The following is a 13,270-nucleotide window of genomic DNA, read 5'->3' as shown; positions in this document are numbered from 1 at the left end:
CTCTAGGGATAGCCTGATCGCATGGGATATCCCGTTGAGCCTTATCGCCGCGACCCAGGCGCCGGGTCTGACCAGCCCAGCGACGCTCAGGCGGAGCGAGATGGTCAGGTGTGGTCGAGCTCCTGGACCGCAGGCATTGGCGAGCGGCTGCGCTCCGCGCGCCGGGCCGCCGGGTTGACCACGCAGCAGGTCGCCGACCGGACCGCCGCGCTCGGTTACCCGATGGCGCGGGCCAGCATCGCGAACCTGGAGACCCGGCCGCGGGAGAAGATCTACCTGCAAGACGTCACCGTGCTCGCTGCCGCGCTCGGGGTCTCACCCGTAGAGATCCTGTACCCGCTGGAGGTCAGCACAGTCCCGACCGCCACACCCACACCTGTCGGCGTGGTCCGACGCGGCGTGCTGAGGAACACCAGCACGCAGGTCCTGCCCGGCCGCACTCAACGCACTCCGAGCGCAGTCGCGTGGTTCACCGGCGGATACGGGCGCGTCCTCGAAGCTCGCCTGGCGGCCATCACCGCCTATGGCAGGTTCGAAGCTCGCGGTCAACTCCTTGCGATGCTCATCGAAGAAGAGGCAGCCGGCACGCTAGAAGCGCGCGCACAGACCGCCGGCGCCCCCGCACCCACCGAGTTCATGAGGGTGCTGCGGATGGAGGTCTACGACCTCGCACGCTGGGCCCTCGACACCATCGCCACCTACGAACACCTCGCTGCCAGGGTCGGTGACACCCGGCCCGCGGTCAGCGACGAGGAACGCGAGATCGCCGAGCACGTAGCGGCCACGCCCCCGGCTGGGTACATCCAGGACCCGTACGAACGGCCCTACGTGCACGGAGTCCTGACCATCGGCGCCTCCGAACCCGGAGCCATACCCTTCTACCTCCAGGACGACCCCGAAGACCGCTGGACCCCACCCGACCTCACTCGGCCAGCCACCGCGTTCGAGACCGCGCCGGAGGATCCGCCACGGCGAACGAAGCCCAAGCCACGGAAGGCCGAGCCCTGGCCCGCCCCAGAAGGCCCGCCTCGTCGGCGCAGTGGCGGAGGTATCGAAGCACCTGGGTTGTAGTCGCATCGCCTCCCCGGCTCAAAAGGGTCCAAACGCCGTACACAGCTGCGCGGCGCATGCCGGTGCGACAAGGGTGCGACGCCACCGCGTCCCTCGTGCGCTACAGATGAGTTGGTGTTTCGGGTTCGATGGGAAAGGTACGAGAGCCCGCGTTCCAGTGGGCTCGCCCCGGACCCGGAGCGTGAACCATGCAGGCCCAGACCAGACCCCCAGCCGGCGAGTCGTTGCACGGCATGTTCGTCGCCCTCATCGAGATCCTGGAGGCGCTCGGCGAGGAGCGCGTCGCCGGTCTGACGATCCTTCGCGGCTCGGTACGGATCGAGCCGACTCGGCTGTCCGACGGCGAGGTCATCGCCCGCGAACTTGGACTGACCGAAGGCGTCGTTCAGCGGCTGGCGACCCCCGCCGTCGCCGACTGGTCCGGGACTGTTGCGGGGCTGGAGTGCCACGTCCGCACACTGGCAGGGACCGCCCGATGACTGGGCCGCGACCGGTCGCGGTGGGATACGTCGCCGCGCGGACGTTGAGCGAGATTGACCGGCAGCGCAACGAAGTCGCCTCCTACGCGGAATCAGAGGGCCTTGCGCTCGCGGATGTCCTCAACGACACGCGTGACGGGCTCACGATCAGCCAGGTCACAGAAACCGCCCGCAGCCATGGTGCGAACGTCGTCGTGGTCCCGGCAGAAGCGAGACTTGCCGAGGCGTACACCCGACTGGCCTATGAACTGGAGCAGCACGGCATGCGCTGCATCCTGCTGGGCGATCCGCACCCGGCGACCCACCACGGACATGTCCTGGTCAGCCTCGGGAGCCGGTCGTGATCGCCGTTGGCAGCCACGCCCGGCTGCTCGTCGCGCTGGACATCGACGGGACCATCATGGCGTCCGATGGCACCATCGCTACCCCTGTGGATCGCTCGATCGGGCTGGTACGCGCGGCGGGACACCAGATCGTGCTCGCGACAGGGCGGTCGCTGGCCGGAGCGCTGCCGGTGATCGAGCGCCTCGGTCTGACCGACGGGCACGTGGTGTGCTCGAACGGAGGCCTGACGATCCGACTGGACACGAGCGCACCGGGCGGGTATCGGTTCGCGCGCAGCGAGCTGTTCGACGCGACCACGGTGATCCGCCGCGTCCTGGAACTGGAGCCTGCGACGCTGGTCGCGGTCGAGGAACCGGGTTGGGGCTGGCGGGTAAACACGCTGTTCGAGCCGACGCAAGTCAACGGTGAACAGAAGACCGCATCAGTCGCGGACCTGTGCTCCAGCCCTGCAACACGCGTGGCGTTGGCCGCGCCAGGACTGCGACGGCACCTGGAGGCGCTGCGAGAAACCGGGGTGACAGTGACTCCGGCAGGGGAGTCGTGGCTGGACGTGACCGGGCCGGAAGTCACGAAGGCGAGTGCTCTTGAAGCCCTACGGGAGAGGCTTGGCATTCCGCCGGAGGCGACAGTTGCTGTCGGCGATTCTGAGAACGACCTCGACGCCCTCGTTTGGGCGGGGCGTGGGATCAGCATGGGTCACGGACCGTCGACGGTGCGTGCCGCTGCCGACGAGGTCACCGGCACCATCGACGAGCACGGTGCGGCGACGGCACTCGACTCGCTGCTCCCAGCCATCGACACGACGCCCCTGCCCGACCTGGCCGCCCAGCTAGCGGTCGCTGTCGACTCGGCACCGGGCGTGGCCAAACTGCGCGTTTGGCACCGGTCCGGGGCTGACCTCGCCGGAGCCGAGATCCAATCCGCCGTCGCGCGAGCCTGGGTGCGCCACGCCCCGATTCCTGCCGCTGACGGCGGCACGATGCTAACCATCACCGACGCCGCCGATCAGGCCGGGCTCGGGTACCCGACCACGGACCTGGGCCTCCGTGCTCGATGGACCAAGACCAAGCCCGACGACGGCACGACCGTCTACGAGCTGCCGATCTGGCAGCGATGAACTCACGTCCGGATGCCCCGATCCGGACGTGAGCCCGCCCAACGCCGGGCGGGAACCGCTGGCCGGGACCGTTCCCCTGACGGTCCCGGTCAGCGCCGTGTGCGGGGCGCCTCTCCCGAGATAAGCGCCAGCCCCGGTACGATCATGGCCCAGGTCACCAGGCCGCACGATCGGGAGGGGAACCGCGTGCGCACTCCACGGACCGGGCTGGCCGAGCGCCGCCGACTGCAGGGCCTGAGCCAGGAAGCGCTCGCCGAGCGCCTCGGCGTCGCGCGTACGACGGTTACGCGCTGGGAGGCGGGCGACGTCGAACCTCTCGCCTGGGTGCGGCCCGCGCTCGCCAACGTGCTCTCGTTGACTCTCGAAGATCTTGCCGCGCTCCTGACGCCCTCGGCCGTCGGGAGGGATGTCATCCCGAGCCGCGTGCCCGCGCCTGACATGGCTCCGGCGTATCCTCCGTATCCGCTCGATGACGGTGAGCTGCTCGACGTCGCCGAGCGGAGGTCCTGGTTGGCCTCGCTGGACGTGAGCGCAGCAAAGATCGACTACCTGGCTCCCGCTGTCGAGTGGATCATCGACCAGGACGAACGCGTCCCGCCGGCCGACCTCCATGCCAAAGCACGTGGCCTGCGATCCCATCTCCATCCGTTGCTGGAGGCTCCGCAGCGCCCGGACACTGCGATGCGCCTGTTCGCGGTCGCGGCCCATCTATCAGGCGCGCAGGCTGCACTCAGTCTCGACATGGGACGCCTTCCCTCGGCCCGCGCGCACGCGGCCGAGGCCTTCGACCTCGCTGAGACCACGGGAGACCCGGACCTCATGGCCTGGGCGCGTGCCGCGCAGAGCCTCGTCGAGTACTACGCGGGCCGCTACCCCGATGCACTCGCCCTGGCCAACGACGGCCTCGCCCGTTCTCCCCGAGGACCGCACGCGGTTCGCTTGTCTGTTAACGGCCGCGCTCGGGCACTGGCCCGGATGGGTGACCGAGCCGGTGTTGATCATGCGGTCGGGCACGCCTGGACCGTCCGCACCGAACATCCCGATCCGGAGACGGCCCTTACTGCGAGCCTGACGACGACCGTCTACTGCGAGCCTCGCGCCGCGGGCAACGCCGCCACCGCCTACCTCGCCGTTGGGGACACCGCACGCGTGGAGCAGTACGCGAACCTGGCCCTGGACACGTTCGACGCCGAAGGCTTCACCGGGCCGCAGGCCATGACACGAATCGATGTTGCCACGGCATTGCTGGACCCGGCGAGCGGTGATGTCGAACGGGCCGCGAGCCTGGTCGCCGATGCGTACCGGATCGGTGGAGCTGCGTCGTTCCCGGTGCGGCAGCGCGTGGCGGAGTTCGTCGATGCCGCGGCGTCGTGGGAGGCTCTGCCCGCGATCCGCGATGTCCGAGAACTCGTGTCCGGACATACCACTGAGGAGGGCGTGCATGCCGACACCTGAGCTGGACAGCTTCACTGCTCGCTGGGAGGAGTTCGGCCGACTGGAACGGCTGGTCAACCACTGGTGGTGGCGTCCTGGCTGGTCCCTCGGCCGCTCGTTCTACACTTGGCACCTCACGTTCGACGACGCCGCGGTGGCACCGCTGCACGACCTCGTCGGACGTCTCCACGATGGGCTCACCGGTGTTGAAGGGCTCGATCTCATCCCGCAAAGGTGGCTGCACCTGACGATGCAGGGGCTCGGCTTCACCGACGAGGTCTCTGACGACGATGTGGATGCCATTGCGCGTGCTGCGACCAAGCACCTGGCCACTGTCCCCGCCGTCGACCTGACGCTTGGACCGGTCGAGGCCGACGACGAAGCGACCGGCCTGCTCGTGCGCCCCTGGACAGCCGTGGCCGCCGTCCGGGACGGCATTCGCGAAGCCATCGCGGATGTCTGGGACGAAGCGCCCGAGAGCCCCGAGTTCCACCCGCATGTCTCTATCGCGTACAGCAACGCTGACGTCCCTGCCGGCCCGATCCGGGAACGTGTCGCTCCGTTGCGCGACATCGAGCCGGTGACCATCCCGATCACCGCCGCCCAGCTCATCCGCCTCAACCGCGACAACCAGATGTACGAGTGGGACGTCGTCGCGGACGTCCCACTGGGACGTGGCTGATCTACTCGCGTCGGTTGTCGCATCTTCGTAGCACCTGCGCGCCCGTGGCTCCGAAGCCAAGACGCGCATCGCTCTGGGCCATAACCTCGACGCGTGGATGAGACACGCGAGGACGAGGTGACGTTACGGTCCGGGATGCTGGACCGTCTGGCCGCGATGCGGGGCCGCCCGCTGGCTGAGGACGTGGCCGATGCGATGACCGTGGTGCCGCGGCACGTGTTCGTGCCGGAGGCGCCGATCGAGGAGGCGTACGGGCTGGGTGCGGTGGTGACCCACTGGGACGAGCAGGGCGTGCCGACCAGCTCGGCGTCAGCGCCGGGCACGGTCGCGGGAATGCTGGAGCAGGCACAGGTCCGACCGGGGCAGCGGGTGTTGGAAGTCGGTGCGGGGACCGGGTACAACGCCGCGCTCCTGGCTCATCTGGTCGGACCGTCGGGCTCGGTCACCACGATCGAGTACGACCCCGAGGTTGCCGAGGCGGCACGGACTCACCTAACGGCTCATGGCGCGGACCGAGTGCGGGTCGTGACCGGTGACGGCACCCTCGGCGCCGCCGAGGATGGTCCGTTCGACCGGATCCTGGTGACAGCCGGGGCGTGGGACGTGGCGCCCGCATGGGTCGAGCAGCTCGCTCCTGATGGCCGCGTGGTGCTGCCACTGCGTCTGCGCGGCCTGACCCGGGTGGTCGCGTTCGAGCGCAGCGGGACGGGGCTGCGGAGCGTGTCGGTTGTCGAGGACGGCTTCATTCCGATGAAGGGCATCCGCGCGATGCCGGAGAAGAATGTCCCGCTCGGTACGGGGCCGGACCTGACGCTGCGGATCGACGACGCACAGCCGATAGACCGCGCGCTTCTGGAAGCACTGGACAGCGAGCCGACGCTGGAGTGGACCGATGTCGTCGCGCCGTGGGCGTGGACGCCGGAGCAGGACTTCTGGCTCGCGACGCTGCCCGGTTTCTGCCGGGTGTTCGTCAACGCGGAGGCCGTGGCGGCGGGACGGATTCCCCGCGCGAAGGACCCGTGGGGCGCGTGGGGCGTCTACTCGGGCGGGTCGTTGGCGTACATGGTCGCGCGGCAGACAGGCGGCACCGATGAGATGCCGATGCTGCAGGTCGGTGCGTGCGGGTTCGGCCCCGACGGGGCCGACCTGGCGCGGCGGCTCGCCGACCGAGCCCGGGCGTGGCAGGAGCAGACGGCGGACGGGGTCGAGGTGACGATCGAGGCACGCTCGCCCGCCTCGGTGCCGCTGCATGGCGAGGACGGCGCCCTGTTGGTCGTTAACAAGGTGGACCACGTGTTCGTCGTGACGGCGGTCGGGGCAGCGACGTCTGTCGAGGCGTAGCACGCCGCGGAAGGCACGATGTGGAGAAGGCCCTGACAAGGGTGTCAGGGCCTTCTCCTATGGGCTCATACGACGAGGAGCAGGGCGTCCCAGGGCGTTGTGACTGGGCGTGCGGGAAGTCCGCCGAACTCGCTGAGGGTGAGCGCGACCCCTGCCGCGCCGGTCAGGAATCCGGGGTTGTCGTGGCTGGCCCCGTGCTCGACGTGGGCAACAAGGAATGGCCGTTCGCGGTTCAGTGACTGCGTGACGCCGGCCGCCGCGAGTTCGGCGACGCCTGGATCAACGCCGGTCGCGCAACGCAGGATCCCGGCGTACCCGTGGCAGAGAGTAGGCCCCTCGGCATCCCACGCCGCACGCTGGGTGACGAGCCGCGCGAGATCCGCACGGGCTGCACCGGCCAGGCCGTCGTCGTCGAGCGCATGCGCCGCGTGCAGCAGGCTGCAGGCGACTCCGGGCACGCCGTAGCACCACGCCGCACGGCGTCCGTGCCGTGTGGGGGTGGCGCCGTCCGCGAGCTCCTGGCCCGTGGCGTGATTGGGCCAGCCGTGATCGCCGGCTCGCCAGCGTTCGAGCCAACGGGCGGCGTCCCGGATCGCGGTCTCTTGTCCGGCGACGGTGTGCCCGGTGGAGTGCGCCAGCGCCAGGAAGGCGAGAGGGCCGGCGACGCCGTGGGCGAGACCTGTGTCTGCGGCCCCGGTGTGGTCGAGTCGGGCGGCGACAACCGCCGGGTGCTGTTCGGTCGGAACCCACCATCCAGGCAGGGGCTCTCCGTGGTCGGTCAGCATCGTGGTCATCGCCGTCAGCGCGGCGACCAGACCCGGTTCCGCGGAGGAGTGACCGTCGGCCAGGGCGGCGAGCAGGATGCGGCCGATGCCTGCCAGGCCGGAGACCGTGTCGTAGATGTGCCACGACGTGCCGGACTCGCCGGTGCGGGCCGCCTCGGCGTAGTGGGTGGCTACGTCGACAGCGCGAGCGGAGAGCCAGCGGACCGAACGGGACGTCGCCATTGCCGTGACCTCGGGGTCAGGCAGGTAGGCGGACCCGAGGACCAGCGAAGCCGCCAGTCCTCCGATGGCCCCGTAGATCCCGGGCCCCTGGACTTGGGCGGTAGCGGCACCTGAGGCGGCAGCGTCCCAGTGCGCGCTGGCAGCGGCGGCGAAGACCGGGTCGACGCCGGACAAGCGCGCATGCAGCAACGCAGTTCCTGGCAGCCCGTCGGCGAGTGTCGCGATCCCGTACGACGGGGCGGCCGCTATCACGCGTTCCGGGTCCAGCAGGCGTTCAGCGATGGCCAGGGCGGCCTGACCGGTGTTCATCGACGCTCCTGAGCGAGAAGTTCCGCCGCCAGTGCACGAGCGACATGTTCGTGGTCCCGGTCGAGGCCAATCCGGTTGGCGTGCATGTGGATCATCGAAGAGGCGCAGTCGGCACGTCGAGCGTCCGGGACTGCGTCGCGGTAGACGGCGAGTGCTCCGCTGCGCCGGTCCCACCGCTCTCGGGCCGGGGAGGCGAGCAGCGCGGCTGGACTGGACGGTGCCGTCGCGCGCAGCTCGTTGACCCGTCGTCGTCGGGCACGGTCCAGCCGGGGACGCCCGACGGCAGCAGCCGCGTCATCGGTGAGCCCGCGTGCGATCTCGACGGCGGAGAGCGCGGCGAGCAGGAGCCGGGCATCGTCGTCGGGCGCTTCCGTCAGGAGGCTCAACGCAAGGTCGCTGTCGGCGTCGAAGAGCCGCTCGGCGGCGCCGATCGCGTCGTGGCCGCCGTAGCGGTCGATCTCCGGCTCGTACGACTCGATGATCAGGCGCCCGACCAGGCCGTGAGCCATCCAGGTCGCGTACCGCTCGGACACGGCGGGCAGTACCACGGTGCTCAGGATTGAAGGTTCGCCCGCGAACCGAACGCGAACGTGCGGCCCATGGGCTGGGCTGTCATAGCGGAGCCAGAACGAGCGGTCGATGTCGCTGCGCACTGTGGCGGTGAGGTCACCGATCTGCGCGAGCAGGTCATCGTGATGAACTCTCGGCGAAGGAACTGTCAGCGAGAGCCAACGTCCACCTGGCAGGTGGATGACAGGTGGTGTCGAGACGGCTGGCCGATCGCCGTTCGCGACCGGGCGCGGCCGGTGTCCTTGGAGCGGAACGACAAGCTCAAGGACATGCCGACCGTCCGGGCCGTCCGCAACGGCCTGGACCGCGTCAGGTCCACCGGGCGGGGCGGTCACCGCGTCGGCGCCACGGCGGACGTACCTGCGCAGGAGCTCTCGGTCGCGCGGGTCGTCCAGGTCGAGCGGGAGCCGCTGGTCGGCGTCCTGCGCGACCACCAGGCGCGGCACTGTGGGAACTGCGGCCGTGCGCCAGTGGGCGAGTCCGGATTCCCAGGAGTGCTTGTCGGAGACGGCCGCTGCGAGCCGGTGGGGGAGGCGCCATCGGGCTGGCGACAGGATCGTGTTGCGCCACCGGACCTGGGGAACGAACGGGGCGTCAGCGAGGGGTCCCCACGTCCAGGCATGCCACGGTTGGGTACCGGCGTTCGCGAGGTCCTGGAGTACGCGGACGGCCGGTGTGACGTACGCGGGCCCGATCCGGGAGTAGAGGACGGGGGAGATCTCCCGGTCGAGGTTCCGGGACCACAGCGTGAGGCAGCGCCCGTCGGAGGCCAGTTCAAGATCGGACAGCGTCAGGTCCCCGGGGTCGGGAACCGAGCCGACGCAGATCCGTTGCGGTGCGAACCCGGACGGCAACGCTACGGTCGTCAGGGCCGCCAGGCGCGGGCGGACCACGACCTCGGCGCGGAGTGGCGCCTCAGAATCGACGATGGGGCTGGCGAGGTCGAGGAGCGAGGAGAAGCGCCCGAGGGTCGACCCCGCATCCAGGGTGCTGCCCAGGTGTGCCGCCAGCAGGTATCGGCCTGCCGCGAGGTCGTCGGCCGAACCGGACAGGACGCGCGTGTAGAGCTCGCCGCTGGTCGGTGGCAGGCGCTCGCCCGGTACGCGGAGCGCGGCGATGGTCGCGTCGTCGAGCGTGACCTCGGTGCTCTGCCGGGAGGCGGCGTCGGCGAGGAGACCGGCCAGGGCTCGTCCACGCGCAGGGTTCTCGGCCGGGTCGGGGCGTTCGTCGTCGTCCGGGTTGCCGAGGCCGGTCACCGGGTCGACGACGGTCAGCAGTGGTACCCGTCGTCGGATGCCGTACCGTTCGACGAACCGGGAGTGGAAGACGCCCAGAACATCGGACGAGGGCGTGATGCTCCACAGCAGGCCGGCCGCGTCGGCTGCTTCGGTGACGAGCGAACGCGGAACCTGGATGTCGGCGTCGACCGCGACGTCGACCGTGATGGGGCTCTCGTAAGGCGAGAGACTGTCGCAGATCGGGCGGGCCTCGGCCAGCGCGTCGAGACGTTCGTCTGTACCGGGCGGGTACTTGTCTGCTTCCGCGAGCAGGTCGCGCAACTGGACCAGCGGCCCGAGCATCTCGTGCTGTGCCGGGATCAGGGTCAGGAGGTGCTTGAGCGGGTCCTGTGCGACGTCGTCCGGCAGCAGATCGGTCAGCAGTAATCCGACCCGGACCAGCATCTGCACCGTCGCTCGGATGGTTTCGGCCGGAGCGTTCGGCCAGCGGGTCTGGATGGTGGCGCTGACCTGGGCCAGGCGGGCAGGGGTGCGGCACGTCTCCAGGATCAGCTCGACCGCTGGCGTCGCGCGCAGCGTGATCCGTTCGGGCTTCTGGGATCCTGTGGCCCACTCGTGCTCGTACCGGTCGCCGCGACGTGCTGCGAGGTCGTTGGACACCAGCCGCACGGCGTCGAGGACCTCGGGGACGTCGAGGAGCTGGTTTGCAAGATCACTCAGCCAGGCAGCGGACGGCGCGCTCCGGGCCCGGTGATTCTTCCCGATCCGGAACCGGGCAGCGCTCTCGGTCGCGTGGGCGACCTGGACGCCGGCGAACGCACCCCGCGGCGTCGCCCGCGTCCGAGCGCGACGCTCGTAGGCGTGCACCGTGGTCGCGAGTCGCTCGTCGGCGTCCAGGTCATGGTCGGTGATGGTGGCGAGGGAGCGCGAAGCGAAGCGCACCGCCTCGAGGAACGAGCCCGAGAGCGTCGGCGCCGCCTGGCTCCTGGGCTCGTGCGGAAGTAATGGCGTCCGTGCCAGGAGGGGGAACTCCGGGTGTGGGATGAACGTTCGCTCGCGCGCCATCGCCACCGTCCCTACTTCCCGCAGTTGCAGTTGCTGCAGCTGCAAGTAGCCGTGCAGCCGACGCTCGGACAGCTCGCCGAGCAGCCGTCGTTCGTGTGGTTCGTGCAGGCCATCGGGACGGCCAGCGTGCGGACATCCAGGTCGAACAGATCGGCCGTCAGCCGGTCCAGGTCGCTCTCGGTGCGGTCCAGGACCGCCGTCGGTTCTGCCATGGGTTTGCCTCTCGATGAGGTGAATGGTTGTCGTCTCTCATCGAAGCCAGAGGTGAGCAGGCAGAACAGAGCACGGCTGCTGCACCCCTGTCGCATCTGCGTAGCGTGATAGGGACCGGTGTCGGATCGTGGCCCTTGACCGGCGAGCTGTGGGGCACACTGAGCACGTCAGTGCCCGGGAGAGACCAGGAGAACGCCATGCCCATGGAGTCTCGTGTGGAGTTCCGCTCGCTCGACGGACTGCGCCTGGTCGGTGACGTCGTCGTGCCCGCCAGCACACCGGACGTGGGTGTCCTTCTCGTACATGGGCGGGGCGTGACCCGGCACGAGTCGGGGTTCTTCGACCGGATCGCCGAAGGCCTCGCGGTGGCAGGGATTGCGTCGTTCCGGTTCGACCTGCGCGGGCACGGCGAGTCGGAGGGAACGCAGGAGGACGTCACGCTCGCGGGCCTGCTCAACGACGTACGGGCCGGGTTCGAGGTACTGAGCGCCGAGACAGGTGCGACGACGACATCGCTGGTGGGGCAGTCGTTCGCCGGCGGTGTCTGCGCCTACTACGCGGCGAAGCGCCCGGCCGAGGTGCAGCGCCTGGTGATGCTGTGCCCACGGATCGACTACAAGGCGCGCACGATCAACGGCCGGCCCTACTGGGTGGACGACCACCTGGACGACGAGCACGCCGACCTGCTGACCCGGGACGGGTTCCTGCAGTACTCGACGTCGTTCCGGCACGGGCGTGCGTTCCTCAACGAGGTCTTCTGGCTCCAGCCGCACACCGCGCTCGGTGACGTCATCGCCCCGACCCTGCTGGTACACGGCGATGCCGACACACAAGTCCCGATCGGACCGTCCTATGAGGCGATCAAGGAGCTCAACGAGCGGTCGCGGCTCATGGTCGTCGAGGGCGCCGGGCACGGCTTCGCCGTCGCGGACGACAAGGCGTACCAGCAGCCGCAGACCCGTGTCTGGCAGTCCGAGGTCATCGAGGCGATCACCGACTGGGTGTCCACGGGGCGCTGACTGGCGGTGTCTCGCGCCGGTACCCTGGCGCGAGGTACCTGTTGGTGAGGGGAGGCCAGGATGACCGGCAACGGCGACGAGACCGTTGGGTCACGCATCGCGACGTACCGCAAGCTCGCGGGTTACACCCAACGCGAGTTCGCCGACCACGCCCACCTCTCACTCGGCGCGATCCGCAAGGTCGAGCAGGGCGAACGCCTGCCGACCTACGGCTTCCTCAACACCGCCGCGCGTACCCTTGCGGTCAGTGTCGAGGAGCTCACCGGGCAGCCCTACCGGGGCCGGGAACGGGCCGATGCCCGGGTCCACGCGCCGATCGCCGCGATCCGCGGAATCGCTCGCGCCTACGACCTCCCACCCGAATGGCGCCCCGTGCCACGGTCCGTCGACGCCATCGCCCGCGACGTCGACCAGGCCACGAACTACCGCGCTGCCGCGCGGTACACGGCGCTGGGCGAGATGCTTCCCGCGCTCCTCGAAGAACTCACCGCGTGTGTGCACCACCTGGACGGCAAGGCCCGACGGCGCGCCGCCCGCCTCCTGGCTTCCTGTTACTACATGGCCTACTGCCTGGCCTCACGCCTCGGCTACGTCGACCTCGCCTCGATCCTGGAGGAACGGCTGCAGTGGGCGTCCTCGCTGGCCGACGACCCGCTGTCGATCGGCCTGTCGCAGTGGACCCGCGCCAACGGGTTCCAGGTCGCCAAGGACTACGACACAGGGCTCCGGCTCCTGGAGCTCTCCTACGACCAGCTCCAGGACGCCGTCGGCACCGACCCGTCCGGTGCCGCAGTAACGCTGCTGGGCAGCATCCGGCTCCGACAGGTCACGCAGGCCTCCCGCGCCCGCGACGAGGAAGCGACGGCGCACCACCTGGAGGAGGCTCAACGCCTGGCTGCGCGCGTGCCCGACGGCGTCGACCGCGTCCACTACCACCTGACCTTCGGGCCTGTGAACACCGCCGTCCATGACATCGCCGCGCAGATCGAGCTCAAGCACCCTGATATTGCCGCCGAACGCGCCCGCGAGCTGCACCTGCCCGCGTCGATGCCCCGGACCCGTCGCGGGCACCACCTCATCGACGCCGCGCGCGCCTTCATCGCCGTCGGCGACCGCGACGCGGCCCTGGCCTCGCTGCAACAGGCCCGGACGGTCGCGCCGCAGCAGACGCGGTACCACCCGATGGCCCGCGAGGCCGTCCGCGTCCTGGCCGGCCAGCATCGCAAAGCCGGCGAAGAAGTCCGAGCGCTGGCGGCATGGATCGGGTCGGCCACTCCCGAGACCACGTGACGTCCTTCGTCAACCGTTGCCGGTGAGGTTGGTACCCCGTCGTGGGGTACTTCGAGCCTTGCTGCTCCCGGAGTCTGGTTCTGTCGGGAA

General features: G+C 69.9%; 12 protein-coding genes. 9 read left to right on the top strand and 3 right to left on the bottom strand.

The features are described 5' to 3' along the window. Positions 1-21 precede the first annotated feature (21 nt). From C8K30_RS12385 to fxlM, 7 genes are all read left to right on the top strand, one after another. A complete protein-coding gene (locus tag C8K30_RS12385) occupies positions 22-1,071 on the top strand; it encodes a helix-turn-helix domain-containing protein (RefSeq protein WP_108493218.1) in 1,050 nt (349 codons plus the stop codon). 188 nt (positions 1,072-1,259) lie between these two features. After that, positions 1,260-1,550 carry a hypothetical protein gene (locus C8K30_RS12380; protein WP_108493217.1) on the top strand — a complete coding sequence of 97 codons (291 nt, stop codon included), beginning with the start codon at positions 1,260-1,262 and terminating at the stop codon, positions 1,548-1,550. Positions 1,551-1,594: 44 nt separating this feature from the next. Then, positions 1,595-1,894 (top strand): hypothetical protein, encoded by a 300-nt coding sequence (locus C8K30_RS12375; RefSeq protein WP_146197456.1) that lies wholly within the window; start codon positions 1,595-1,597, stop codon positions 1,892-1,894. Then, complete coding sequence (locus C8K30_RS12370; protein ID WP_108493215.1) at positions 1,891-3,012, top strand: HAD family hydrolase; 1,122 nt, start codon at positions 1,891-1,893, stop codon at positions 3,010-3,012. The genes C8K30_RS12375 and C8K30_RS12370 overlap by 4 nt, the downstream gene beginning before the upstream one ends. 186 nt (positions 3,013-3,198) lie before the next feature. Then, entirely contained in the window at positions 3,199-4,467 is a 1,269-nt protein-coding gene (locus C8K30_RS12365; RefSeq protein ID WP_158280997.1) for a helix-turn-helix transcriptional regulator, read from the top strand. Next, the gene (locus C8K30_RS12360; RefSeq protein ID WP_108493213.1) at positions 4,454-5,128 is read left to right on the top strand and encodes a 2'-5' RNA ligase family protein; all 675 of its coding nucleotides are present in this window, start codon (positions 4,454-4,456) and stop codon (positions 5,126-5,128) included. The genes C8K30_RS12365 and C8K30_RS12360 overlap by 14 nt, the downstream gene beginning before the upstream one ends. A 93-nt stretch (positions 5,129-5,221) precedes the next feature. Then, on the top strand, positions 5,222-6,469 hold the full coding sequence (gene fxlM / locus C8K30_RS12355; RefSeq protein WP_146197455.1) for a methyltransferase, FxLD system: 1,248 nt from the start codon (positions 5,222-5,224) through the stop codon (positions 6,467-6,469). Positions 6,470-6,534: 65 nt separating this feature from the next. Here fxlM and C8K30_RS12350 read toward each other — a convergent pair whose 3' ends face one another. Genes C8K30_RS12350 through C8K30_RS12340 form a run of 3 tightly spaced genes read right to left on the bottom strand, consistent with a single transcriptional unit; the run spans position 6,535 to position 10,870 of the window. Then, positions 6,535-7,785: a lanthionine synthetase C family protein gene (locus tag C8K30_RS12350; protein WP_108493211.1), complete on the bottom strand. Its 1,251-nt coding sequence runs from the start codon at positions 7,783-7,785 to the stop codon at positions 6,535-6,537. Further along, positions 7,782-10,658: a lantibiotic dehydratase gene (locus C8K30_RS12345; protein ID WP_108493210.1), complete on the bottom strand. Its 2,877-nt coding sequence runs from the start codon at positions 10,656-10,658 to the stop codon at positions 7,782-7,784. The genes C8K30_RS12350 and C8K30_RS12345 overlap by 4 nt, the downstream gene beginning before the upstream one ends. A gap of 11 nt (positions 10,659-10,669) precedes the next feature. Beyond that, positions 10,670-10,870: a hypothetical protein gene (locus tag C8K30_RS12340; protein WP_108493209.1), complete on the bottom strand. Its 201-nt coding sequence runs from the start codon at positions 10,868-10,870 to the stop codon at positions 10,670-10,672. Between the two features lie 198 nt (positions 10,871-11,068). On the opposite strand from C8K30_RS12340, the gene C8K30_RS12335 reads away from it, so the two are divergent. Both C8K30_RS12335 and C8K30_RS12330 read left to right on the top strand, forming a co-directional pair. Further along, the gene (locus C8K30_RS12335) at positions 11,069-11,890 is read left to right on the top strand and encodes an alpha/beta hydrolase (RefSeq protein WP_108493208.1); all 822 of its coding nucleotides are present in this window, start codon (positions 11,069-11,071) and stop codon (positions 11,888-11,890) included. A gap of 60 nt (positions 11,891-11,950) precedes the next feature. Next, positions 11,951-13,180, top strand: coding sequence for a helix-turn-helix transcriptional regulator (locus C8K30_RS12330; protein ID WP_108493207.1), 1,230 nt, complete (start codon positions 11,951-11,953; stop codon positions 13,178-13,180). Positions 13,181-13,270 lie beyond the last annotated feature (90 nt).

Origin of the sequence: Promicromonospora sp. AC04, assembly GCF_003058225.1 — a bacterium.
In the GTDB taxonomy this organism is placed as follows: domain Bacteria; phylum Actinomycetota; class Actinomycetes; order Actinomycetales; family Cellulomonadaceae; genus Promicromonospora.
This window is presented reverse-complemented; position numbering and strand designations above follow the sequence as displayed.

Coding starts and splice junctions, on each gene's coding strand:
- C8K30_RS12360 (WP_108493213.1), top strand. CDS start 4,454: ATGCCGACACCTGAGCTGGACAGCTTCACTGCTCGCTGGGAGGAGTTC.
- C8K30_RS12345 (WP_108493210.1), bottom strand. CDS start 10,658: ATGGCGCGCGAGCGAACGTTCATCCCACACCCGGAGTTCCCCCTCCTG.
- C8K30_RS12330 (WP_108493207.1), top strand. CDS start 11,951: ATGACCGGCAACGGCGACGAGACCGTTGGGTCACGCATCGCGACGTAC.
- C8K30_RS12340 (WP_108493209.1), bottom strand. CDS start 10,870: ATGGCAGAACCGACGGCGGTCCTGGACCGCACCGAGAGCGACCTGGAC.
- C8K30_RS12335 (WP_108493208.1), top strand. CDS start 11,069: ATGCCCATGGAGTCTCGTGTGGAGTTCCGCTCGCTCGACGGACTGCGC.
- C8K30_RS12385 (WP_108493218.1), top strand. CDS start 22: ATGGGATATCCCGTTGAGCCTTATCGCCGCGACCCAGGCGCCGGGTCT.
- C8K30_RS12380 (WP_108493217.1), top strand. CDS start 1,260: ATGCAGGCCCAGACCAGACCCCCAGCCGGCGAGTCGTTGCACGGCATG.
- C8K30_RS12350 (WP_108493211.1), bottom strand. CDS start 7,785: ATGAACACCGGTCAGGCCGCCCTGGCCATCGCTGAACGCCTGCTGGAC.